Raw genomic sequence first — 24194 nt, forward strand, 5'->3', positions numbered from 1 at the left:
ACCATTTGGAAAGCCTGTTAACCCTTCCTGTGGCCGATGGGGGCCGAATCAGGATATTGCAAATAACCGATACCCATCTGTTCGCTGGGAAGAACGAAACGCTGCTCGGTATTAATACCTGGAAGAGCTATCAGGCAGTGCTGGCCGCTATCCACGCCGAACAGCGTACCTGTGACTTGCTGGTGGCAACCGGCGATTTGGCTCAGGATCACAGCGTGGAGGCTTATCAGCATTTTGCTGAAGGGATCTCCAGTATTGCTGCGCCCTGCGTTTGGCTCCCGGGCAATCATGATTTCCAGCCGGCGATGTTTGGCGCCCTGCAGGAAGCCGGCATTTCCCCGGCAAAGCGGGTCTATATCGGCGACCACTGGCAAATTTTGCTGCTGGACAGTCAGGTCTTCGGCGTTCCTCATGGTGAACTAAGCGACTATCAGTTGGAATGGCTGGAGCGACAGCTGGCCGCTGCGCCGGAACGCCACACGTTACTTCTGCTGCACCATCATCCTCTGCCTGCTGGTTGTAGCTGGCTGGATCAGCATAGCCTGCGTAACGCTGCGGCATTGGATGCGGTACTCAGGCCCTGGCCGCAGGTGAAAACCCTGCTCTGCGGGCATATTCATCAGGAACTGGATCTCGACTGGAACGGCCGCAGAATGCTGGCGACGCCTTCGACATGCGTCCAGTTCAAACCGCACTGCGCTAATTTTACGCTCGACACCATTGAACCCGGCTGGCGCTGGCTCGATCTGTATCCTGATGGCAGCCTGACTACCGAAGTTTGTCGACTGCAAACCGGTAAATTCAGCCCTGACACGGCTTCTGAGGGTTATTAATGCCGGCGTTACTTTATCTGCACGGGTTTAACAGCTCGCCTGCTTCCGCGAAGGCTACCCGCTTTAAGGCGTGGCTGACGCAGCATCACCCCGAAATAGAAATGATTGTGCCACAGCTTCCACCGTACCCGGCGGATGCCTCCGAGCTGCTGGAGTCGCTGGTGCTTGAACGCGGCGGTGAGCCGCTGGGCATTGTTGGTTCCTCGTTGGGCGGCTATTACGCAACCTGGCTTTCGCAGTGCTTCACGCTGCCTGCGGTGGTGGTCAACCCGGCCGTCCGCCCCTTTGAGCTGTTGGTGGATTATCTCGGCAAGAACGAGAACCCCTACACCGGGCAGCAATATGTGCTAGAGTCACGCCATATTTACGATCTGAAAGTCATGCAGATTGACCCGTTGGAAGCGCCAGATTTGATTTGGCTGCTGCAACAAACGGGCGATGAGGTGCTTGATTACCGCCAGGCCGTTGCGTACTACGCGCTTTGCCGCCAGACGGTGAAACCCGGAGGCAATCACGCTTTTACGGGCTTCGAAGATTATTTCACACAGATTGTCGACTTCCTCGGCTTACGCTGAGGCCAGACGGCCGATTTCCTGTTTCGCTATCTGAATGAATAAACCATGACGCAATCCTATAATGCCGATGATATAGAGGTGCTCACCGGGCTTGAGCCAGTTCGCCGCCGCCCGGGGATGTACACCGACACCACTCGTCCTAACCATTTAGGGCAGGAAGTCATTGATAACAGCGTGGATGAAGCGCTGGCGGGCCACGCCAAACGCGTGGACGTCATCCTGCATGCCGATCAGTCTCTGGAAGTCATTGACGACGGGCGAGGGATGCCTGTTGATATCCATTCCGAAGAGAAGGTTCCGGCCATTGAGCTGATCCTTTGTCGCCTGCACGCAGGCGGTAAATTCTCCAATAAAAACTACCAGTTTTCCGGCGGCCTTCACGGCGTAGGGATTTCCGTGGTTAACGCCCTTTCCAAACGCGTTGAAGTGACCGTCCGCCGTGACGCTCAGGTATACAGCATCGCTTTTGAAAACGGCGATAAAGTGCAGGATCTGGAAGTGATTGGCACCTGCGGTAAGCGTAATACCGGCACCAGCGTTCACTTCTGGCCGGATGAAAGCTTCTTCGATAGCCCGCGTTTTTCCGTTTCACGCCTCAGCCACCTGCTGAAAGCGAAGGCCGTGCTGTGCCCTGGGGTAGAAATTACCTTTACCGATAAAGTGAATAACACCGAGCAGCGCTGGTGCTATCTGGATGGCCTGAACGATTACCTGTGCGAAGCGGTGAATGGCCTGATAACGCTGCCGGAAGCGCCATTTATCGGCAATTTTTCTGGCGATACCGAAGCGGTTGACTGGGCGCTGCTCTGGCTGCCGGAAGGCGGCGAGCTGCTGACGGAAAGCTACGTCAACCTGATCCCAACCATGCAGGGCGGGACGCATGTCAATGGCCTGCGTCAGGGCCTGCTCGACGCGATGCGGGAGTTCTGCGAATACCGCAATATTCTGCCGCGTGGCGTGAAGCTTTCTGCGGAAGATATCTGGGAGCGCTGCGCCTACGTGCTGTCGGTCAAAATGCAGGATCCTCAGTTTGCCGGTCAGACCAAAGAACGTCTGTCTTCGCGCCAGTGTGCGGCTTTTGTCTCTGGCGTAGTGAAAGATGCCTTCAGCCTGTGGCTGAACCAGAACGTGCAGGCGGCGGAACAGCTGGCCGAGCTGGCTATTTCCAGCGCCCAGAGGCGTATGCGTGCGGCGAAAAAAGTTGTGCGTAAGAAGCTGACCAGCGGCCCGGCGTTACCTGGCAAGCTGGCGGACTGTAGCGCGCAGGATTTAACCCGCACCGAACTTTTCCTGGTGGAAGGGGACTCGGCGGGAGGCTCTGCGAAGCAGGCTCGCGACCGTGAGTATCAGGCGATCATGCCGCTGAAAGGTAAGATCCTGAACACATGGGAAGTTTCCTCTGACGAAGTGCTGGCCTCGCAGGAAGTTCACGACATCTCCGTGGCGATCGGTATCGATCCTGACAGCGAAGATCTGAGCCAGCTGCGCTACGGCAAAGTTTGTATTCTTGCGGATGCGGACTCCGACGGTCTGCACATTGCCACGCTGCTGTGCGCGCTCTTTGTACGCCACTTCCGGTCGTTAGTGAAAGGCGGTCACGTTTATGTGGCAATGCCGCCGCTCTACCGCATCGATTTGGGTAAAGAGGTTTATTACGCGCTGGACGAAGAAGAAAAAGCGGGCGTGCTGGAACAGCTTAAGCGTAAGAAAGGGAAGCCAAACGTGCAGCGCTTTAAAGGCCTGGGCGAGATGAACCCGCTTCAGCTGCGCGAAACCACGCTTGATCCTAATACCCGCCGTCTTGTTCAACTGACCATCAGCGATGAAGACGATCAGCGCACCCTGGCGACTATGGATATGCTGCTTGCCAAGAAACGTTCAGAAGACCGTCGTAACTGGCTGCAAGAAAAAGGCGACATGGCCGATATCGAGGGTTAAAAACCTTTATCCAAAACGTAAAAGGGATGGCCATAGCCATCCCTTTTTGCATTCCAGCCAGCCGGTTATTTCACGGCTTCTTCGAGAATGCGGATATGTACTTCCAGCACGTCTTCTTTCACGCGAGCGCTATGCTCTTTCATGTGCGTAGTCTGAAGATGGGCTTCCAGATGAGCAACGCTTTCCCATTTTTCCAGCATGAAGATGGAATCCGGGGCGGTGGTCTGGAATGCGACCTGGGCGTTGTGATCGACCAGCGGCGCGTAGCCGTGGCAGCCGTCTTCTTGCAGTACGGTTGGAATAATCTTCTCAAATGCCGCAATCACAGCCTGGCGGTGGTGTGAACCGGGACGTGTGCGAATTTCTGCAATCACTGTCAGCATGACTAACTCCTTATGTTGTCCGGCAAACAGTTAAGCAAAAATACCAGCCAGATGCTTGCGATATTCTGCTACATAATGTGGCACGTCCGGAGATTTGATGACGTCATTAGCGATAAAGGTAGGTAACCCTTCCATGCCCAGGAACTGGTTAGCCTTGTGGAACGGAAGATACACGCCGTCTACGCCAACGCCATGGAAGAACTGATCTTTTTCGGTGAAAGCTTCTAAAGGCGCGTTCCACGTCAGGGAGATCATGTAGGTTTTACCCTGAATCAAGCCGCCGGAGCCATATTTTTTAGACGCATCTGAACGGGTACGGCCGTCGCTTGCGTACAGGGAGCCGTGGCCTTCGGTGAACACATCGTCGATGTATTTTTTGACCGTCCACGGGGCACCCATCCACCAGCCCGGCATCTGCCAGATGATGCTGTCAGCCCAGAGGAACTTCTCAACTTCCGCTTTGACGTCGTATTCGCTGTCCGCGCGGGTCACCTGAACATCATGCCCGAGGTCGCGCAAATAGCTTTCCGCGACTTCAGTCAGGGTGTCATTAAGCTGGCCGTTGGAGTGACCGAATTTTTTACCGCCGTTGATAATCAGGATATTGCTCATCGTTAGCCCTTAAATAATTACGTTTGACAACCATTGTAATGAGATCGTCATCACGAAAAAATGGCTAAAATGTGCAAAGACTTTTGCTGTACAAGCAATAATCAGCTGTGAGTAGGTTAGCGCCAGCTGATGCAAACCCGGAAACCGCCGTTCTCCGCGTTACCGAAAGCGGTCTGCATATCGTGCAAAGCGGCAATTCTACTCACAATGGATAATCCCAGTCCGCTGCCGGTTTTAAGCTGGCCCGGAGGTCGGAAGAAGCGTTCGCCCAGCGAGGTCAGGTGCTCAGGACTTACGCCAGGCCCATTGTCGATGATCTCCAGCGCATGTTCGCGTAAAACGACGTGCACAATGCTGCCAGGCGGGCTGTAGCGTACGGCGTTATCGAGAATGTTACGCAGCATTAGCCCGAGAAGAAGTGGCTGACCACGGCGAATAACCGGTTGCTCCTGCATTTGCAGGCGAATATCGACTTGCTCGCGTTGAGCGCCGTGCCAGGCTTCCATCACGCTTTCCTGAAGCAGCTTCTGCAGCGAGACTTCCTGTACGTCATTGAGCCCGGCCAGGGAATCTAACCGCGACAGCGTCAGCAGTTGCTCAACAAGGCGTGACGCACGGTCAATGCCCTGGTGGAGGTGATTAAGCGCTTGTTCCCTGACCTGAGCGTCATTTTCTGCCAGTTGGGCCACCTCAGCCTGTACTTTCAGGGCAGCCAGCGGGCTGCGGAGTTCGTGGGCGGCATCGGACGTAAAGCGTCGTTCGCGCTGCATGAACGCCTCTGTGCGATCAAATAGCTGGTTTAGTGCTTCAACAAGCGGTCTGACTTCAAGCGGGAGCGGCCGTGTTTCCAGCCGGCTGTTGTCGCCCGGCGGGCGGTGCTGTAGCTTCTGCGCCAGTTTACGCAGCGGGGCCAGTTCGGCAGTGACTAGCCAAATCAGCAATACCAGCATCAGCGGCAGCGCGATTAGCCAGGGCGTTAACTGAGCAGAAACAATATCCAGGGCCATGTCGTTCCTGTAGTCCCACTCCTGACCGACCACTATGCGATAACGCCCATCCGGCGTTGTCAGCCATACCAGCCGCCACAGATCGTCATCGTGCTCAAGTTGCCCATCAACAAATCCGTCTCTATGCCAGGAGTAAGTCAGCCCCTTACCGCTATCGCCATCATTGAGTACAAGCCTGCCGTCTGCGGTAAAAATGGCAAAAGCGAGCGTGTCATCATCAAGCTTACCGCGGTGTTTTTTTAGCATGTTTTTACTGCGGGGAAGCTGTGATTCAGCGTTTGTCGCGACGTCAAAATCCAGCACGCTTAACCGCTTGGCAAACAGCAGTTGCTGCGTATCGAAAAGCTTGTTTAGTGATTTACGGGCTTCGTACCACGCGGCGGTGCTGGCAAAGGCCGCTGCTGCAAGGGTAAGCACGATAAAACCTACTGTCAGGCGGGTGCGCAGGCTTTTGGTCAACGTCCTCAGCATGTATCACCCAACGTATAGCCAATACCATGCACGGTGCGAATAAAGCCGCTACCCAGCTTTTTGCGTAGATGGTGGATGTGGACTTCAAGGGCATTGCGTGACACTTCGTCGTCCCAGTTATAGATTTTTTCCTCGATTAACGTGCGTGGCAGAACGCGTCCGGCGTTTCGCATCAGCAGTTCCAGCAGGGCAAATTCCTTAGGCTTTAGCTGTAAGGGGTCACCATTGAGCGAGGCGGTGAGGTTTGTCGGGGAAAGCACGACGTTGCCGTAGGTCAGTTCAGGCTGTGCGTGGCCGTGCGCACGGCGAATGAGTACCTGCAGCCGGACAGCCACTTCGGTAAGCGCAAAAGGTTTACAAAGGTAGTCATCCGCACCCAGTTGGAGACCTTCAATGCGCTCGTCCAGAGAATCTCTGGCCGTTAAAATCAGCACCGGTTCGTTGTGCCCTTCTTTACGCCAGGTTCGTAGAATGTCCAGACCATCCATGCCCGGCAGGCTTAGGTCCAGTACGACGGCGTCGTAAGGTGCCTGGCCGAGCGCGGCACGCCCTTGTGCTCCATCGCTAAACCAGTCGACCGCAAACCCCATTTTGATCAACCCGGCTTTGATGCCGTCGCCAATCAGCGGATCGTCCTCAATTAATAGTAGGCGCATGGTGCACTCCTTGTTGCTGCCGTTGAGAGGTGAAGTAAATACCCGAAGCGCTTGTGTGTACAGAAGAAAAGCCCGGGCCTTCGGCAATAATCGCAAATGCATAAAAAAAACAGTTTATGCCGCAAGGATTAAGATCCCGCTAAGATTTGGGCGCTTTAATAGGGGCTAAGAAACGAAAGGAGAATAACATTATGAAAAAGACTGCAGCTTTGTTCGCCATTATTGCTTTAACTTCCGCCCCTCTTTTTGCCGCGCAAACGGGCGGTTTTGTTGACCCGAATGCGGCTGTGCAAACTCAGCCGGTACAGCAGGGCGGCTTCGTTGGCCCAACGGGCAGTAAAACCACGGTGAAGCAGGCAAAAACATTCTCTGATGACACCTGGGTAACGCTGACCGGTAAAGTCGAACAGCGCATTGGTGGTGATGACTACATCTTCCGTGACGCGACCGACAGCATCAACGTGGACATCGACCATAAGCGCTGGAACGGCCAGACTGTTACCCCGCAGGATACCGTCGAAATTCAGGGTAAGGTCGATAAAGACTGGAACTCGATTGAAATCGACGTAAAGCAAATTAACAAACTGAAGTAACGCCAAAAAAGCGGTAAGCCTTCTCGGGCTACCGCTTCGTTTAAAGCTATTCATCGCTATGACTCGACAGGCCAGATAAGGTACTATCGGCGGCAATTACGTCGATTGTGGCCACAATCGGCTCGTCAGTTTGAGGATGAATGAGCAATGAGTGATTTGACTCATGATGGTGCTGAGCGTCTTGCGCTGCACGAATTCACGGAAAATGCGTATCTCAACTATTCCATGTACGTCATCATGGACCGCGCCCTGCCGTTTATCGGTGACGGGCTTAAGCCGGTTCAGCGTCGAATCGTATATGCGATGTCAGAGCTGGGGCTAAACGCCAGCGCGAAATTCAAAAAATCTGCACGTACCGTGGGTGATGTGCTGGGTAAATACCATCCGCATGGCGACAGCGCCTGTTATGAAGCGATGGTCCTGATGGCGCAGCCATTCTCATACCGCTATCCGTTGGTAGACGGGCAGGGGAACTGGGGGGCACCGGATGATCCTAAGTCCTTTGCCGCGATGCGTTATACCGAATCTCGCCTGTCGAAATACGCGGAGCTGCTGCTCGGGGAACTCGGTCAGGGAACGGTAGATTACGTCCCGAACTTTGACGGTACGCTGCAGGAACCGAAAATGCTGCCTGCGCGTTTACCGAACATCCTGCTTAACGGGACAACCGGGATCGCCGTGGGTATGGCAACCGACATTCCTCCGCATAACCTGCGTGAGGTTGCTCAGGCCGCCATTACGCTCATTGATCAGCCTAAAACTACGCTCGACGACCTGCTCGATATCGTTCACGGTCCTGACTATCCGACCGAGGCTGAGATCATTACGCCGCGTGAAGATATCCGCAAAATTTACCAGAACGGGCGCGGTTCAGTCCGCATGCGTGCGGTATGGCGTAAAGAAGACGGTGATGTGGTGATTACCGCCTTGCCTCACCAGGTGTCCGGTGCTCGCGTGTTGGAGCAGATTGCCAGCCAGATGCGCGCTAAAAAGCTGCCGATGGTGGAAGACCTGCGGGATGAATCGAACCATGAAAACCCGACGCGCCTGGTGATTGTGCCTCGTTCTAATCGCGTGGACGTCGAACAGGTGATGAACCATCTCTTCGCAACCACCGATCTGGAAAAAAGCTATCGCATTAACCTGAACATGATCGGTCTGGACGGTCGTCCGGCGGTGAAAAACCTGCTGGAGATCCTCAGCGAATGGCTGGTTTACCGCCGCGATACGGTGCGCCGTCGCCTGAACTATCGTCTGGAAAAAGTCCTCAAGCGCCTGCATATCCTCGAAGGTTTGCTGGTGGCGTTCCTCAATATCGACGAAGTGATCCACATCATTCGTAGCGAGGATGAGCCCAAGCCGGCGCTGATGTCCCGTTTTGGTATCAGCGAAACTCAGGCCGAAGCCATCCTTGAGCTGAAACTTCGCCACCTCGCCAGGCTCGAAGAAGTGAAGATCCGCGGTGAGCAGGACGAGCTGGAAAAAGAACGCGATCAGCTGCAGGGCATTCTCGCTTCCGAGCGTAAAATGAACACCCTGCTGAAAAAAGAACTGCAATCAGACGCCGATACCTACGGCGACGCTCGTCGTTCTCCACTGCATGAGCGCGGCGAAGCGAAAGCGATGAGCGAGCACGACATGGTGCCGTCTGAACCGGTCACCATCGTGCTGTCGCAGATGGGCTGGGTGCGTAGCGCCAAAGGCCACGATATTGACGCACCGGGCCTGAGCTACAAAGCCGGTGACAGCTATCTGGGCTCAGCCAAAGGCAAAAGCAACCAGCCTGTGGCGTTCATCGACTCCACGGGAAGAAGCTATGCGCTGGACCCAATCACTTTACCGTCAGCGCGCGGTCAGGGTGAGCCTTTAACGGGTAAACTTACGCCGCCGCCGGGCGCGACCGTGGACTATGTTCTGATGGCTGCAGACGATCAGAAACTGCTGATGGCTTCGGATGCAGGCTATGGTTTTGTCTGTACCTTTAACGACGTCGTGTCGCGTAATCGCGCAGGTAAAGCGCTGATTTCCCTGCCTGATAATGCACGCATCCTCCCACCGCTGGAAATTCATAGCGCAGACGACATGCTGCTGGCTATCACTGCCGCCGGGCGTATGCTGATGTTCCCGGTGAGTGATTTGCCGGAACTGTCTAAAGGTAAGGGCAATAAGATTATCTCTATTCCGGCGGCAGAAGCGGCCAAAGGTGAAGATAAGCTGGCGCACCTGTTTATCCTGCCGCCGCAGAGCACCCTGACCCTGCACGTTGGCAAGCGCAAAATTAAGCTGCGCCCTGAAGAACTGCAGAAAATCACCGGTGAGCGAGGTCGTCGCGGGACGTTAATGCGCGGCCTGCAGCGCATAGATCGGGTAGATGTCGACTCCCCAATGCGGGCAGGGGCTGGAGACAGCGAAGAATAATCCGGGGTACGGCGGCGAGGTTGCCGCCGTCCGGTGTGTTTTACGCTAAAGCCGATATACTTATCAACGGCTTCGGCTCATGAGGTAGTTATGCTAGCGATTGTACGTTTTATTATTGTCGTTATTTACTGCATCCTGGTATGCATCTTAGGTTCAATTTATTGTCTGTTTAGCCCACGTAATCCGCGCCATGTGGCAACCTTTGGGCACCTTTTCGGGCGTCTTGCGCCGGTATTTGGTCTTAAGGTAGAAACCCGCTTACCTGCCGGGGCTGAAAATCACCCTACTGCGATATACATCGGGAACCATCAGAACAACTACGATATGGTCACCGCCGCTAATATCGTCCAGCCGCCAACGGTTACGGTCGGGAAAAAAAGCCTGATGTGGATCCCGTTCTTTGGCCAGCTTTACTGGCTGACGGGCAACCTGCTGATTGACCGCGATAACCGGGCAAAAGCCCACAGCACCATTTCTCAGGTTGTTGACCAGATTCGCAAGCGCAACGTGTCTATCTGGATGTTCCCAGAGGGCACCCGTAGCCGCGGGCGTGGCCTGCTGCCGTTTAAAACCGGTGCGTTTCATGCGGCCATTGCGGCGGGTGTCCCGATTATTCCGGTGTGTGTTTCCAATACCAGTAATAAAATTAAGCTAAACCGTTGGAACAACGGCTTAGTCATTGTCGAAATGCTGCCGCCTGTTGATATCAGCGCTTATGGTAAAGATCAGGTACGTAAGCTGGCCACCGACTGTCGTGAACTGATGATGGCCAAAATCGACGAACTAAATCAGGAAGTCGCCGCGCGTGAAGCCGCCGGCAAAGTTGAAAAGAATCAGGCGCATTAATCGCCGACTTTGGCGGTACGGTTTGTATCGCCCCTCGTTATTCAGTTTTACATGGAGCAATTATGTCACTCAGTCGGCGTCAGTTTATTCAGGCATCCGGAGTTGCGCTTTGTGCCAGCTCGGTGCCGCTGAGGGCAAACGCGGCAGGGCAGCAGCAACCTTTACCGGTTCCCCCCCTGCTTGAATCTCGCCGTGGCCAGCCGTTATTCCTGACGTTGCAGCGTGCCCACTGGTCATTTACCGGTGGCGCAAAAGCCCCCGTTTGGGGCTTAAACGGGCGCTATATGGGGCCAACGATTCGCGTCTGGAGCGGTGACGACGTGAAGATGATTTACAGCAACCGCCTGCAAGAAAACGTCGCGATGACCATTGCTGGCCTGCAGGTGCCGGGCCCGCTGATTGGCGGTGCTGCACGTATGATGTCGCCTAACGTGGACTGGGCACCCGTGCTGCCCATTCGCCAACGAGCCGCAACGCTTTGGTATCACGCCAATACGCCAAATCGTACCGCAAGGCAGGTTTACAACGGCCTGGCGGGGATGTGGTTGATTGAGGACGAGGTCAGCAAGTCCCTGCCCATTCCTAACCACTACGGCGTCGACGACTTCCCGATCATCATCCAGGACAAACGTCTCGATAATTTCGGTGCGCCAGAATACCAGGAGCCGGGCAGCGGGGGTTTTGTTGGCGATACGCTGTTGGTTAACGGGGTGCAAAGTCCATACGTTGAAGTGTCCCGCGGCTGGGTGCGGCTGCGCTTGTTGAATGCATCCAACTCTCGCCGCTATCAGCTGCAAATGAGCGACGGCCGTTCGATAGCGGTGATTTCCAGCGATCAGGGCTTCCTGCCTGCGCCGGTTTCGGTCAAACAGCTGTCGCTGGCGCCGGGAGAGCGTCGGGAAATTCTTATCGACATGACCGAAGGGAAAGAAGTGTCGATCACCGCCGGTGAAGCTGCCGGCATTATGGACCGCATTCGCGGCTTCTTTGAGCCGTCGAGCATTTTGATTTCCACGCTGGTGTTAACGCTGCGTCCGACAGGGCTGCTGCCGCTGGTCACCGATACGCTGCCAATGCGCCTGCTGCCGGAAGAGATCATGGGCGGTAACCCGACGCGCAGCCGTGAAATCACCCTCGGTGACGATCCCGGTATTAACGGCCAGCTGTGGGATATGAAGCGTATTGATATTCAGACCCAGCAGGGAACCTGGGAGCGCTGGACGGTGCGCGCAGACACGCCGCAGTCTTTCCACATTGAAGGCGTCAGTTTCCTGGTTCGTAACGTCAACGGGGCTTCGCCATTTGGGGAAGATCGCGGGTGGAAGGATACCGTGTGGGTAGACGGGCAGGTCGAGCTTCTGGTCTATTTTGGCCAGCCGTCCTGGGAGCATTTCCCGTTCCTTTATTCCAGCCAGACGCTGGAGCTTGCCGACCGCGGTTCTATTGGTCAACTGCTGGTTCAGCCCGCTCCGTAGTTTTTACCCTCACCCTAACCCTCTCCCCAAAGGGGCGAGGGTTGAGGTGAGGGGGCATAAAACCCAGAATAACCCTTCAAAAATTACTGCTAATAGGCGTATAATCGCCGCCCTTTTGTTCATTTCTACATCATCTTTTCGGACATCCTATGAGCGTCAAAAGCCTGATCCAGCCGGATCGCGAACTCTTTTCGTGGCCACAATACTGGGCCGCCTGTTTTGGACCGGCACCGTTTTTACCCATGTCCCGTGAGGAGATGGATGAACTCGGCTGGGACAGCTGCGACATCATTCTGGTTACCGGTGATGCCTATGTTGACCACCCAAGCTTCGGGATGGCGATCTGCGGCCGTATGCTGGAGGCGCAGGGCTTCCGCGTTGGTATTATTTCCCAGCCGGACTGGTCCACGAAGCAGGACTTTATGCGCCTCGGCAAGCCAAACCTGTTCTTTGGCGTCACCGCAGGGAACATGGACTCGATGATTAACCGCTACACGGCAGACCGTAAGCTGCGCCATGACGATGCCTACACGCCGGATAACGTAGCAGGCAAGCGTCCCGATCGTGCTTCTCTGGTCTATACCCAGCGCTGCAAAGAGGCGTGGCGCGATGTGCCGGTGATCCTTGGTGGCATAGAGGCCAGCCTGCGCCGCACCGCGCATTATGACTACTGGTCCGATACCGTGCGCCGTTCGATTCTGGTGGATGCCAAAGCGGATATGCTGATTTTCGGCAATGGTGAGCGCCCGCTGGTGGAAGTGGCGCATCGTCTGGCGAACGGAGAAGGGATCGCTGAAATTTGTGATGTGCGCAATACCGCCATCATGCGCAAAGAGGCGATGCCCGGCTGGGCAGGTGTAGATTCCACCCGTCTTGATACGCCAGGAAAAATCGATCCGATCCCACATCCTTACGGCGACGATCTCCCCTGTGCCGACGGCAATAAACCGAACGAGCCAAAGGCGGATGAAGCCAAAGCCGTTACCGTGCAGCCACCGCGACCAAAACCGTGGGAGAAGACCTATGTCCTGCTGCCGTCCTTTGAAAAGGTGAAGGCGGATAAGGTGATGTACGCTCACGCTTCGCGGATCCTGCATCACGAAACCAATCCCGGCTGTGCCAGAGCGCTGATGCAGAAGCACGGCGATCGCTATATCTGGATCAACCCACCGGCGATCCCGCTTTCAACCGAGGAAATGGACAGCGTGTTTGCGCTGCCTTACCAACGCATCCCTCACCCTTCCTATGGCAAGGCGCGTATTCCGGCCTATGAGATGATCCGCTTCTCGGTAAACATTATGCGTGGCTGCTTCGGCGGCTGCTCTTTCTGCTCCATCACAGAGCACGAAGGCCGCATTATTCAAAGCCGATCCGAAGATTCCATCATCAGCGAAATCGAAGCGATGCGCGACAGCGTACCGGGCTTTACCGGCGTGGTTTCAGACCTGGGCGGCCCAACGGCCAACATGTATATGCTGCGCTGTAAGTCGCCGCGCGCGGAGCAAACCTGCCGCCGCCTGTCGTGCGTTTACCCGGAAATTTGCCAGCATATGGACACCAACCATCAGCCGACTATCGATCTCTATCGTCGTGCACGCGATCTTAAGGGCGTCAAAAAGATCTTAATCGCCTCCGGCGTGCGGTACGATCTGGCGGTAGCCGATCCGCGTTACATCAAGGAGTTGGCAACTCATCACGTTGGTGGCTATCTGAAAATTGCCCCTGAACACACCGAAGAAGGGCCGCTGTCGAAAATGATGAAGCCGGGGATGGGGAGCTATCACCGCTTTAAAGAGCTGTTTGATACCTATTCGAAGCAGGCTGGCAAAGAACAGTATCTGATCCCATACTTTATCTCCGCTCACCCTGGAACGCGTGATGAGGATATGGTGAATCTGGCGCTGTGGCTTAAGCAGCATCGTTTCCGCCTCGATCAGGTACAAAACTTCTATCCGTCGCCGTTGGCTAACTCCACCACCATGTATTACACCGGCAAAAATCCGCTGAGCAAGGTGAGCTATAAAAGCGAGGATATCGTGGTGCCGCGCGGCGATCGTCAGCGCCGTCTCCACAAGGCACTGTTGCGCTATCACGATCCGGCGAACTGGCCGTTGATTCGCGAGGCGCTGGAGGCGATGGGCAAAAAGCACCTGATCGGCGGCAGACGCGAATGCCTGGTGCCTTCTCCGACGCTCGAGGAGATGCGTGAGGCCCGCCGAAACACCCGTCACGCCCGCCCGGCGCTCACAAAGCATACCCCGCTTGCGCATCAGCGCCGCACGGCAGCAGCAGGAAAGAGGAAGCCGCTCGGGAAGTAACGGCGTGCTTTCATGCCGCTGTCATTTTTTTCTGCGACAAAGAGGGTAGGGAACCCTTGATCGCCGGGCCTGGCGCTAAGCTGCCCGGCGGCCTCTTTGCTGAAATGAGAAATGAACATGTCTAACCCGCTTTACGTTTTTGACCTCGATCACACCCTGATAGACGCCGACTGCAGCACCCTCTGGAGCCGCTTCCTTTCCCGCGAAGGGCTGATTAAAGACCCCGATTATCTGGCTAAAGAACACAAGCTGATGCTCGATTATCAGCGCGGCGAAATGAATATCCACGAATACGTTGGCGTGACGCTGGCTCCGCTGGCGGGTATGACGATTGCCGATGTGGACACCCTCGTTGCCCGCTGCGTAGGAACCGACGTTCTGCCGCTGGTTTACCCGCAGGCGAAGCGCCTGATTGAGCAATTGCACGCCCAGGGCCAGCAGATGATGATTATCTCTGCGTCCGTCAGCCTGCTGGTGAAAGCCATTGCACCACGGCTTGGCATTAAACATGCGATAGGTATCGACCTGGTGACCGGCAATAACGCTTACACCAGCGTGATAAGCGGCGTGCCGAGCTACCAGACCGGGAAAATTACCCGCCTGAAGGAGTGGCTGCAGGTGAATCCGGAATACAGCGGGGAACTGACGTTTTATACCGATTCCATTAACGATCTGCCGTTGTGTCTGGAGGCCGACCGGGTATTGATGGTCAATCCTTGCCAGAAGCTTGCGGCGCAGGGCGCACGCTACGGTTGGCAAACGCTGAACTGGTCTTTGTAGCATGAGCGGGGCACGGCGAAGACCGCGCCCCGTTTTAGACGTTATTGCGGAGAATAGAGCGGCACCGGCTTCCCGGTGATATAGCGGCGGCGCAGCCAGGCAGAAACAGCATCCATCGCCATCACCACGCAGACCAGAATCAGGGTGATAAACATCACCACGTCCCAGTTCCACAGCCGCATGTTCTCGGCGTACACCAGGCCTACGCCGCCCGCTCCAACAAAGCCCAGCACTGCCGCCGAGCGGGTGTTGGACTCAATCTGGTACAGGCTGAGAGAGAGAAACGCCGGGAACGACTGGGTGAAAATCCCGAAGCGGTGTTTCTGAATGCCCGCCGCGCCCACGGCGGTTAATCCCCGACTCGGAGAGCGCTCTACCGCTTCGTGCCCCTCGGCATACAGCCTGCCCAGCAGCCCGGTATCCTGCATGATAATTGCCAGCACGCCTGCCAGCGGGCCAAGCCCAACCGCACGTACGAAAATCAGCCCCCAAATGGCCATGTCGACGCCGCGCAGCAGGTCAAACAGGCGGCGCACCAGCAGCGCGACGATGCGTGCTACCGGGCCCTGCATGATATTGCGGGCGGCAAAAAACGATAGCAGCAGCGCCAGCACCGTGGCGGTTAACGTCCCGGCGAAAACGATGGCGAGCGTAATGGCGATTTGCGAGAAGTAATAGGCGAACGGCCAGTTCATAAAATCATGCCAGACAAACATACGCAGGAAGTAGCGCCCCAGCTGAACCATGCCGCTGAGAATTTGCCCGGAGTCGATGCCGAAGGTGAAAAAGAACCAGATGTAGTAGCCGAGGATGGCGGCGGCCAGCAGGCCGATGTGGCGCAGATAACGCCCCTGCATACGGTAAAGTTCGCGGTGCTGCTCGCGGCTTTGGGTGATATCCGGCGTTGCCTGAAAAGTATTCATTTTTTCCCTTCCAGAACCCAGCGGCGCAGCCTGCCGGACAGGACATCGAGGACCGAAACCACCACGATAATCAGCAGCAGCGTGATGCTGACCTGGTCGTAGCGGTCGAGTTTAATGTTGGTCATCAGCTCCTGCCCAATCCCGCCCGCGCCCACGAGGCCGAGGATGGTGGAGGAACGGAAGTTAATCTCAAAACGCATGAAGCTGTAGGACAGAAAAATAGGTTTTACCTGAGGCCACAGGGCGAAGCGTACGCGCTGGAGTGGCGTAGCGCCGCAGGCCATGAGCCCGCGTACCGGTTTGTCAGATGCACTTTCGATGGCTTCGTAAAACAGCTTGGTCAGGCTGCCAACGGTGTGCAGCGCCAGCGCCAGAAATCCCGGAATGGCGCCGATACCAAAGGCCATCACGAACATCACCGCCCACGCCAGCTCCGGCATGGTTCTCAGAAACGCAACCGACGCGCGAACGCCGAAGCGTACGGCGGGCGGCGTCCAGGTATTACCGGCGGCAAGAAATGCCAGCACGGCGGCAATACAGGTCGAAATCAGCGTCGAAGCCAGCGCCAGCTGCAGGGTTTCCCAAATCAGCGGGAGCTGAATGGGGAGACGGTAGCCCCAATAGGCCAGTGAGCCTTTGGTGTGGACGTCGGCCAGCAGAACCGACAGGTGCAGCGTCGGCAGGGTTTCGAACATGTAGTCGAAGAAGTTTGGTAGTGATTGCCAGATGGTAGTCAGGCTGAACTCAGCGATGTGACCGGCGGTAAGATACAGGCCTACCAGCAGCAGAGACCAAATCAGGGTGTCGCGCTTCTGGCGCATTCTGATCTGGTGATAGTAACGTTCAAATTCCGTATTCAACATCATCACTTATTATCCGGTTTGTTTCCGGTGACGGGTCGCCCCGTCCTGATAAAAAAGCACCCTGGCAGGTCGCCGGGGTGCGATTTTTATGCGGCGTTCGCAATTAGCGGGCGCTAACCAGCTCACGCTTCATGTCGATGATCTGCTGGAAGTCAGCCACAGATGCCGGGCCGATGTGCTGGGTGCCGCCCATCGCCTTCACGAAGCAACCGTGATCTTCTTTATCCAGTTTCTTCACCGCATCCACGACTTTGGCCTTGAAGTCAGCCGGCAGCTTGTTGCTGACCAGGATCGGGCCGTTCGGGATCAGTGGGGAAGTCCAGATGATGCGGATCTGCTTCATCAGGTCAGGGTGATCCATACGGATCAGGCGGTTAAACGCCCCGGCGCTATAGCCGTCGTTATAGTCGCCGACCATTGAAGCCCAGGTCACCGCGCCGGCAAACTGGCCGTTCAGCACGCCCAGGATGTCCTGCTCGTGGCCGCCGGAGAAGGTCACGCTGGAGAAGAAGTTGTTGTATTTGTTGTCCGGAGTGCCGCCGAGCTTCTGTTTGAACTCGTGGTTAGGGATCAGGTAGCCTGAAGTGGAGTCAGGATCGGCGAAGCCGAAGGATTTCCCTTTCAGATCTTCGATGGTTTTGTACGGGCTGTCGGCCTTAACGATAACCACAGAGTGGTAGCCGCGGGACTGATCTTTATCGTCAACCGCGATGCCAACGATATCCACCGCTTTCGGATCGTTCATGTACACCGAAGCGTAGGAAGAAGGGGACATGCTCAGCACCAGGTCGACTTTACCGCCGATCAGGCCCTGAATAACGCCAGAGTAGTCAGAAGAGTTACGCAGTTTAGTGTCGACATTCAGTTCTTTATCCATGAACTGCTTCACACACTGGTTATCACCAATTTGCTGGGTCGCATTCTGCCCGCCGAGGATCCCGAGGTTCAGTTCGCGCGGCTGGTCAGCAGCCATTGCGTGGCCTGCAATCACAAGGCCAGTAATCACTGCAGATAAACGTAATGCGCCAGTCAGTTGCTTTTTCATTATCATTGCCTGTGTTGTATCAATTGGAGAGAGAATTAATGCACTTGATTGATTTCATCGCCGTACAAGAGATGCAGCACGTCCTCCGTTAACATCGCCGGATGACCGTCAAACACGATATTTCCTTTTGCAACCCCGATAACGCGGGTGCAGTACTCCTTCACCAGCTCGATGGAATGCAGGTTCACCATCACGCTAATGCCTTGCTCACACACTTCACGCAGCACTTTCATGATGCGTTGGGTATTTTTCGGGTCGAGGGAAGCTACCGGCTCATCGGCCAGCAGGATGCCTGGGTTTTGCATCAGCGCCCGGCAAATGGCTACGCGCTGCATCTGGCCGCCGGAAAGGTTCTCGGCGCGCTGCAGGGCGTGAGGCAGCATGTTCATCCACTCCAGCAGGGAAATGGCGCGGGCGCGGTCTGCCTCAGGGAAAACTTTAAACAGGGATTTCAGCGTGGAGGTCTGGCTCAGGCGGCCCAGCAGCACGTTAGTCAGCACGTCCAGTCTCGGCACCAGGCAGAAATCCTGGAAAATCATGCCGCATTCGGTGCGCCACTGGTTCAGAGCGCGACCGCTGAGTTTAGACACATCGTGCGGCATCCCGACTTCTGGAAAGCTGAGGATCTCGCCCGACGTGGCAGTATGCGTACCGTTAAGAATATGCAGCAGCGTGGATTTGCCCGCGCCTGAGCGGCCAATCACGCCAACCAGCTCACCGGCATGCAGGTCGAAGTTAATGTCGTGCAGCACGGTCTGATGGGAGTTATAGGCCTTACTCAGGCTCTTAACGCTCAGTACTTTACGGCCCGGAGCGGGTGCAAACTGCGGCAGAGACTCCAGGTCAGAGTTGGTAACAACGGCAAGGGATCTGTTCATAACCATTCCAAATGAGTTAGCGAAGCTGGCCCTATTTATCGTGGTGTTGTGTGACTTTTTGATTACGGCTAAAAGAACAAATAATGAACGCCGTGAAAATTCAGTCACCGTCAGAACGGATGTGTTGCGCGTAGAAACCGCTTGGGCAGGGGGTGTACAGGAAATAAAAAACCACCCGGCCCGTTAAGGCGAAGGTGGTTTGGGAAAGAAAATCTGGACTTAGCCGACAAACACATCCGGGTCTGGCCCAAGACGTTTGCCGCAGTCGAGCTTCGCAATTTCAGCCAGCTCGTCTTTGTCCAGCCGGAAGTCGAACACCTCAAAGTTTTCGGCAATACGAGCAGGCGTGACCGATTTAGGGATAACCACCAGTCCGCTATCCAGGTGCCAGCGAATCACAACCTGCGCCGGCGTTTTGCCGTATTTCTCCGCTAAATCACGAATGATTTTCTGATCAAACACGTCTTCGCCGCCCTGAGCCAGCGGGCTCCATGACTCGGTCTGAATCTTATGGGTAGCGTTCCACGCATGAATCTGGCGCTGCTGCAGCAGTGGGTGCAGCTCAATCTGGTTAATAACCGGGCTAACGCCGGTTTCGTCGATCAGCCGCTGGAGATGATTAATATTGAAGTTACACACCCCGATACTCGTCACCAGGCCCTCTTTTTGCAGCTCAATCAGCCCTTTCCAGGCTTCGAGGTAGCGATCCTTACTCGGCACCGGCCAGTGCAGCAGGTAGAGATCGACGTAGTCGAGCTGCAGCTTTTCAAGGCTGTCTTCCAGCGCCTGGCGAGGCCGCTGCTGGTCGCTGTTCCATAGCTTTGTAGTAATGAACAGGTCGTCACGCGCAACGCCTGCGCTCTTCAGCGCGGCGCCTACGCCGTCCTCATTTTTGTAGGCGGCGGCGGTGTCAATGGAGCGGTACCCCACCTCCAGCGCTTTCTCAATGGCTGTCCTGACCTGGTCGTTGCTTGCCTGCCAGACACCGAGCCCAAGCTGCGGCATCACGTTGCCATCCTGGAGCTTGATTAAGGTTGGATGAGTCATACGTACCTCCTTAATAGTGCGAAAAACACCGGGCAAGCCCGGTGTAAGTTTTTTATTAAGTCTAGTCGAAACTCAGGCAATGAAAGCCATCACCAGGATTCTCTTAGCGAGCGGCTTCGTAAATGCGGCGGCTAACGTCCAGCGTGATGTCCTGATGTTCACCCAGCTTAGTCATGCCTTTTTCTTCCAGTTTCACCAGCAGAGCAGGGATGGAGCTGCCGTCCAGGCCGTAGGCGGACAGGCGAGTCGCGGTGCCCATTTTCTCGAAGAAATTGCGCGTAGCTTCGATAGCGGCATCAATACGTTCGTCTTCGCTGCCGGAAGTGATGTTCCAGACGCGCTCTGCATATTGCAGCAGTTTGGCGTGCTTCTCGTTACGTTTTTCATTCATCAGAGAAGGCAGAACCACCGCCAGGGTCTGAGCGTGATCCAGGCCGTGCATTGCGGTCAGTTCGTGGCCCAGCATATGGGTTGCCCAGTCCTGCGGCACGCCGGCCCCAATCAGGCCGTTCAGCGCCATCGTCGCGGCCCACATCACGTTCGCACGAACGTCATAGTTTTCCGGATCTTTCAGCGCTTTCGGGCCGTCTTCAACCAGCGTCAGCAGAATGCCTTCGGCAAAACGATCCTGCACTTTGGCGTTAACCGGGTAGGTCAGGTACTGCTCGATGGTGTGAACAAAGGCATCCACCACGCCGTTAGCAACCTGTTTAGGCGGCAGGGTGTAGGTGTAAACCGGATCCAGAACCGCAAAGACAGGCTGTACGAAGTCAGACATAAACGCCTGTTTGTCGCCGGTAGAACGGCGGGAAACCACTGCGCCTTTGTTGGACTCGGAGCCGGTGGCCGGCAGCGTCAGCACGGAGCCCATTGGGATCGCGCTTTTCACGTCGTTACCGCGGGTCAGCAGAATATTCCACGGATCGATATCCTGTGGATAGTGAGCCGCAGCCGCGATGAATTTAGTGCCGTCGAGCACGGAGCCGCCACCGACTGCCAGCAGGAAAGTCACGTTTTCTTTACGCGCGATTTCCACGGCTTTCATCAGCGTTTCGTAAGACGGGTTAGGTTCGATGCCGCCAAACTCCAGCACGTCGAGGCCTTTCAGCGCGTCTTTAACCTGGCCCAGTACGCCAGTTTTAATCACGCTGCCGCCGCCGTAGGTCACCAGGACGCGAGCGTCCGCTGGGATCTGGTCACGCAGTTCTGCCAGGGAGCCTTTACCAAACAGGATGCGGGTTGGGGTATGAAGATTGAAGTTATTCATGATGGATTTCCCGTTCGTTAGATGAGTTACATTGCTAAATCTGATGGCGCTTATTGTGGTCCGCCACCCTGTCTCTCTCAATGCATATTCCTGCCTTTATCTTGCCTGTTTCTCCAAACGGCTGGAGAAACCGTAGGATTCATCGCACACTGTAAGCCGGATAAAAGTGCCGTGGAGACGTAAACATGAACCGCCAGGCTATCTGCCAGCAGCTGACGGATAAAATCAATCAGCTGATTTTAAAAGAAAAAAGTGATGTATTTTTTGATGGCGTAAGGCTGATGTACGGCACCAAACCGATGGCACGTACTCCGGTAATGTACGATCCGGGCATTGTTTTTCTCTTTTCAGGCCATAAAACGGGTTATCTCAACGACCGCGTATTCCGCTATGACGCCAACGAATACCTGCTCCTGACGGTGCCTTTGCCCTTTGAGTGCGAAACCTTTGCGACAGCCGACGTGCCGCTCGCGGGGATGCGCGTGAAGGTGGATATTCAGCAGCTGCAGGATTTGCTGATGGACATCGGCGAGGACGACCTTTTCCGGCCTCAGTCCTGCACCGATGGAATCAATTCAGCCGAACTGTCGGAAGAAATTCTTTGCGCCACCGAGCGGCTGTTGGACGTCTTAGAAAGGCCTCTTGATGCCCGGGTGCTGGGCAAACAAATTATCCGCGAGATCCTCTATCACGTGCTGACGGGGCCAAGCGGCGGGGCGCTGTTGGCGCTGGTTAGTCGCCAGACTCATTTTAGTCTCATCAGCCGGGTGCTGCGTCGGATTGAAAACCAGTACACCGAAAACCTGTCGGTAGACCAGCTGGCGGCCGAGGCTAACATGAGCGTGTCGGCGTTCCATCATAACTTTAAGTCGGTGACCAGCACCTCGCCGCTGCAATACCTGAAAAGCTATCGCCTGCATAAGGCAAGAATGTTAATGCTGCATGACGGTATGAAGGCAAGCGCGGCGGCTATTCGCGTCGGCTATGAAAGCGCTTCGCAGTTTAGCCGGGAGTTTAAGCGCTATTTTGGCGTGACGCCGGGGGAAGACATGGCGCGGATGCGGGTGATTTAAGGCGGTGATTGCAAAGAGCGAATAAGCCATTCTTATCCGCTCTGGCTGAATCAAGGACGATTACGCGGCGCTAACTTTTTTTTTCAACACCACAAACAGCGTGCCGACAAGGCCAAAAATCAGCAGGGCAACGGGCAGGATCATCAGGAAGGTCATGACCTGATCTTCATGACGCTTAACAAAGGGGATCATGCTGAGCGCATAGCCCAGGCTGGTAACAACGCCCACCCACAGCAGCCCGCTCAGCCAGTTAAATAACTGAAAACGACGGTTGCTGAGGCCCGAAATGCCCGCCATGGTTGGCAGCAGCGTACGAACAAAGGCCAGGAAGCGGCCAGCGAGCAGCGCCAGCAGGCCGTGGCGGTCAAACATCTGCGTGGCGCGCTGGTGGTACTGGGTTGGCAGTTGTGCAAGCCAGCCTTTCACGGTACGGGTATTGCCGAGCCAGCGGCCTTGTAAATAGCTCAGCCAGCAGCCGAGGCTTGCGGCAACGGTAAGAATAACCAACGTTGGAACAAATCCCATTACCCCTTTCGCTATTAGCGCGCCCGCGAGCAGCAGCAGGCTATCTCCCGGCAAAAACGAAGCGGGAAGCAGCCCATTTTCCAGAAAAAGCGTTGCGAACATAACGCAATAAACAACACCAATAACGTGGGGGTCGGCCAGCGCGGCAAAATCGTGATGCCAGAGCGCCTCGACAATATTTTTTATAACAGCCATGGGTATTCCTGTGGAACCGCTTATTGAGCTTGCCTGAGTATTGCTCCCGCAACTTAGGCTCACCTTAATTTCTACACATTGTACCGCTAAAATGCCGGCGACACCTTGATCCCAGGCTCAACAAAACGCCGATGATGGCAAAAAAACGCTCCACGGTTACCGCTAAACGGAAATTTTAGGCAATGCGCTGGAAACCTACTTCCAGATCGGCAATCAGATCGTCCACGTTTTCCAGGCCAATATGCAGGCGAACCAGGGTACCGCTGAAGTCGACGCCGCCTGCGGGGCGGATCTCAGCCAGTTCATCAGGCTGATTAGCGAGAATAAGCGATTCATAACCGCCCCAGGAATAGGCCATGCTGAAATGCTCGAAATGATTGAGGTACCGTGCATACTCTTCATCGCTGAGCCGTTTTTTCAGCACAAACGAGAACAGCCCGCTGCTGCCTGTAAAGTCACGTTTCCAGTATTCATGCCCTTTACTTCCGGGAAGTGCCGGATGATTCACTCTTTCTACCTGAGGATGCCCGGCCAGCCATTCGGCCACTTGTAGGCTGCTTTCATGGTGCTGACGCAGACGAACGCCCAGCGTGCGAATACCTCGGCTTGTCATATAAGCGGTATCCGCATCCAGCATTTGCCCCATCAGGTAGGCATTCTCGCGCAGCCGATCCCAACATCGTGCATTGGATACCGCGGTGCCGACCATCGCATCCGAATGGCCAATCAGGTATTTGGTGCCCGCCTGAATAGAAATATCGATACCGAACTCCAGCGCCTTAAACAGCACGCCAGCCGCCCAGGTATTGTCGATCATGATGATAGCGTCAGGGGCAACGCGCCTGACCGCCGCGACGATCGCCGGAATATCGTGGACTTCCATGGTAATAGAGCCGGGGGACTCGAGGAAAACGACTTTGGTGTTCGGCTGAATCAGGTCGGCTATCCCGGCCCCGATATCCGGCGCGAACCAACTGGTGCTGACCCCGAGCTTCGAGAGAATTTTGGTGCAGAAGTCCTGGGTGGGTTCGTAGGCGGTTTCGGTGACCAGAACATGATCGCCCTGCTCGACAAAGGCCAGAATAGTATTGGCAACGGCAGCGGCGCCGCAGGGGAAGAGGGCGCAGCCGGCGCCGCCTTCAAGTTCGCACATCGCTTCCTGTAACGAGAAATGGGTTAGCGTGCCGCGGCGGCCGTAGAACAGCTCTCCTTTTGCGCGATTGGCGGTGGCCTGTTTTTTGGCCTCGACGCTTTCAAACACCAAAGAGGAGGCGCGCTGAATGACGCTGTTAACCGAACCCTGAGTAAACCTCTTGCTGCGCCCGGCGTTGACCAGCGTCGTTTCGATGTGTTTTTCCGCCATTGTCGTTTCCCCGTTTAACCATCTGGATGTCTGGACGTAAATTAACACAAAATGCGCAAAGGGCATCATGGCGTTTTTTCAGGTTGGTCAAAAAAGTCATCATTTCGCCG

Annotated in this window: 21 protein-coding genes and 1 pseudogene; 10 read left to right on the forward strand and 12 right to left on the reverse strand. The window is 55.5% G+C overall.

Going from position 1 to position 24194, the window contains the following annotated elements; translation table 11 throughout:
- The first annotated feature begins 5 nt into the window (after positions 1-5).
- Genes cpdA through parE form a run of 3 tightly spaced genes read left to right on the forward strand, consistent with a single transcriptional unit; the run spans position 6 to position 3346 of the window.
- A complete protein-coding gene (gene cpdA / locus HX778_RS06500; protein ID WP_176981555.1) occupies positions 6-833 on the forward strand; it encodes a 3',5'-cyclic-AMP phosphodiesterase in 828 nt (275 codons plus the stop codon).
- Complete coding sequence (gene yqiA, locus HX778_RS06505) at positions 833-1408, forward strand: esterase YqiA (protein ID WP_176981556.1); 576 nt, start codon at positions 833-835, stop codon at positions 1406-1408. The genes cpdA and yqiA overlap by 1 nt, the downstream gene beginning before the upstream one ends.
- Before the next feature lie 45 nt (positions 1409-1453).
- On the forward strand, positions 1454-3346 hold the full coding sequence (gene parE, locus HX778_RS06510) for a DNA topoisomerase IV subunit B (protein WP_038478833.1): 1893 nt from the start codon (positions 1454-1456) through the stop codon (positions 3344-3346).
- A gap of 65 nt (positions 3347-3411) precedes the next feature.
- On the opposite strand, the gene HX778_RS06515 is transcribed toward parE, so the two are convergent.
- The 4 genes from HX778_RS06515 to qseB all read right to left on the reverse strand — a co-directional run bounded on the left by HX778_RS06515 (position 3412) and on the right by qseB (position 6475).
- Positions 3412-3729 (reverse strand): putative quinol monooxygenase, encoded by a 318-nt coding sequence (locus HX778_RS06515; RefSeq protein ID WP_038478836.1) that lies wholly within the window; start codon positions 3727-3729, stop codon positions 3412-3414.
- Positions 3730-3759: 30 nt separating this feature from the next.
- Positions 3760-4341 (reverse strand): NAD(P)H-dependent oxidoreductase, encoded by a 582-nt coding sequence (locus HX778_RS06520; RefSeq protein WP_038478839.1) that lies wholly within the window; start codon positions 4339-4341, stop codon positions 3760-3762.
- A 116-nt stretch (positions 4342-4457) separates the two neighbouring features.
- On the reverse strand, positions 4458-5819 hold the full coding sequence (gene qseC, locus HX778_RS06525) for a quorum sensing histidine kinase QseC (protein ID WP_176981557.1): 1362 nt from the start codon (positions 5817-5819) through the stop codon (positions 4458-4460).
- A complete protein-coding gene (gene qseB, locus HX778_RS06530) occupies positions 5813-6475 on the reverse strand; it encodes a quorum sensing response regulator transcription factor QseB (protein ID WP_176981558.1) in 663 nt (220 codons plus the stop codon). Before qseB ends, qseC begins: the two co-directional genes overlap by 7 nt.
- A 191-nt stretch (positions 6476-6666) precedes the next feature.
- On the opposite strand from qseB, the gene HX778_RS06535 reads away from it, so the two are divergent.
- From HX778_RS06535 to HX778_RS06560, 6 genes and pseudogenes are all read left to right on the forward strand, one after another.
- Positions 6667-7068: a YgiW/YdeI family stress tolerance OB fold protein gene (locus HX778_RS06535; RefSeq protein ID WP_176981559.1), complete on the forward strand. Its 402-nt coding sequence runs from the start codon at positions 6667-6669 to the stop codon at positions 7066-7068.
- Between the two features lie 147 nt (positions 7069-7215).
- The gene (gene parC / locus HX778_RS06540) at positions 7216-9486 is read left to right on the forward strand and encodes a DNA topoisomerase IV subunit A (protein WP_038478847.1); all 2271 of its coding nucleotides are present in this window, start codon (positions 7216-7218) and stop codon (positions 9484-9486) included.
- A 90-nt stretch (positions 9487-9576) separates the two neighbouring features.
- The gene (locus HX778_RS06545) at positions 9577-10332 is read left to right on the forward strand and encodes a 1-acylglycerol-3-phosphate O-acyltransferase (protein ID WP_038478850.1); all 756 of its coding nucleotides are present in this window, start codon (positions 9577-9579) and stop codon (positions 10330-10332) included.
- Positions 10333-10394: 62 nt separating this feature from the next.
- Complete coding sequence (gene ftsP, locus HX778_RS06550; protein WP_038478853.1) at positions 10395-11807, forward strand: cell division protein FtsP; 1413 nt, start codon at positions 10395-10397, stop codon at positions 11805-11807.
- A 96-nt stretch (positions 11808-11903) separates the two neighbouring features.
- Positions 11904-14122, forward strand: a pseudogene (locus HX778_RS06555) (YgiQ family radical SAM protein); the annotation flags it as partial.
- A gap of 120 nt (positions 14123-14242) precedes the next feature.
- Positions 14243-14905, forward strand: coding sequence for an HAD family phosphatase (locus HX778_RS06560; protein WP_176981561.1), 663 nt, complete (start codon positions 14243-14245; stop codon positions 14903-14905).
- Positions 14906-14946: 41 nt separating this feature from the next.
- On the opposite strand, the gene phnE (HX778_RS06565) is transcribed toward HX778_RS06560, so the two are convergent.
- From phnE (HX778_RS06565) to yqhD, 6 genes are all read right to left on the reverse strand, one after another.
- Positions 14947-15828, reverse strand: a complete 882-nt coding sequence (gene phnE / locus HX778_RS06565; protein WP_176981562.1) for a phosphonate ABC transporter, permease protein PhnE — start codon at positions 15826-15828, stop codon at positions 14947-14949.
- Positions 15825-16694 (reverse strand): phosphonate ABC transporter, permease protein PhnE, encoded by an 870-nt coding sequence (phnE, locus tag HX778_RS06570; RefSeq protein WP_038478862.1) that lies wholly within the window; start codon positions 16692-16694, stop codon positions 15825-15827. Before phnE (HX778_RS06570) ends, phnE (HX778_RS06565) begins: the two co-directional genes overlap by 4 nt.
- A 100-nt stretch (positions 16695-16794) precedes the next feature.
- Complete coding sequence (gene phnD, locus HX778_RS06575) at positions 16795-17736, reverse strand: phosphonate ABC transporter substrate-binding protein (RefSeq protein WP_038478866.1); 942 nt, start codon at positions 17734-17736, stop codon at positions 16795-16797.
- 35 nt (positions 17737-17771) lie between these two features.
- Complete coding sequence (gene phnC / locus HX778_RS06580) at positions 17772-18614, reverse strand: phosphonate ABC transporter ATP-binding protein (RefSeq protein ID WP_176981563.1); 843 nt, start codon at positions 18612-18614, stop codon at positions 17772-17774.
- 219 nt (positions 18615-18833) lie between these two features.
- Positions 18834-19661 (reverse strand): 2,5-didehydrogluconate reductase DkgA, encoded by an 828-nt coding sequence (gene dkgA, locus HX778_RS06585; protein ID WP_176981564.1) that lies wholly within the window; start codon positions 19659-19661, stop codon positions 18834-18836.
- Positions 19662-19764: 103 nt separating this feature from the next.
- A complete protein-coding gene (gene yqhD, locus HX778_RS06590; protein WP_176981565.1) occupies positions 19765-20928 on the reverse strand; it encodes an alcohol dehydrogenase in 1164 nt (387 codons plus the stop codon).
- 185 nt (positions 20929-21113) lie between these two features.
- Here yqhD and HX778_RS06595 point away from each other — a divergent pair, with 185 nt between their 5' ends.
- Positions 21114-22001, forward strand: a complete 888-nt coding sequence (locus HX778_RS06595) for an AraC family transcriptional regulator (protein ID WP_176981566.1) — start codon at positions 21114-21116, stop codon at positions 21999-22001.
- A gap of 60 nt (positions 22002-22061) precedes the next feature.
- On the opposite strand, the gene yghB is transcribed toward HX778_RS06595, so the two are convergent.
- Together yghB and metC are read right to left on the reverse strand one after the other, a co-directional pair.
- The gene (gene yghB / locus HX778_RS06600) at positions 22062-22721 is read right to left on the reverse strand and encodes a DedA family general envelope maintenance protein YghB (RefSeq protein ID WP_038478881.1); all 660 of its coding nucleotides are present in this window, start codon (positions 22719-22721) and stop codon (positions 22062-22064) included.
- A 175-nt stretch (positions 22722-22896) separates the two neighbouring features.
- On the reverse strand, positions 22897-24084 hold the full coding sequence (metC, locus tag HX778_RS06605; RefSeq protein ID WP_176981567.1) for a cystathionine beta-lyase: 1188 nt from the start codon (positions 24082-24084) through the stop codon (positions 22897-22899).
- Between the last annotated feature and the right edge of the window lie 110 nt (positions 24085-24194).

Origin of the sequence: Cedecea sp. P7760, from assembly GCF_013386425.1 — a bacterium.
GTDB classification, from domain to species: Bacteria; Pseudomonadota; Gammaproteobacteria; order Enterobacterales; family Enterobacteriaceae; genus Cedecea; species Cedecea selenatireducens.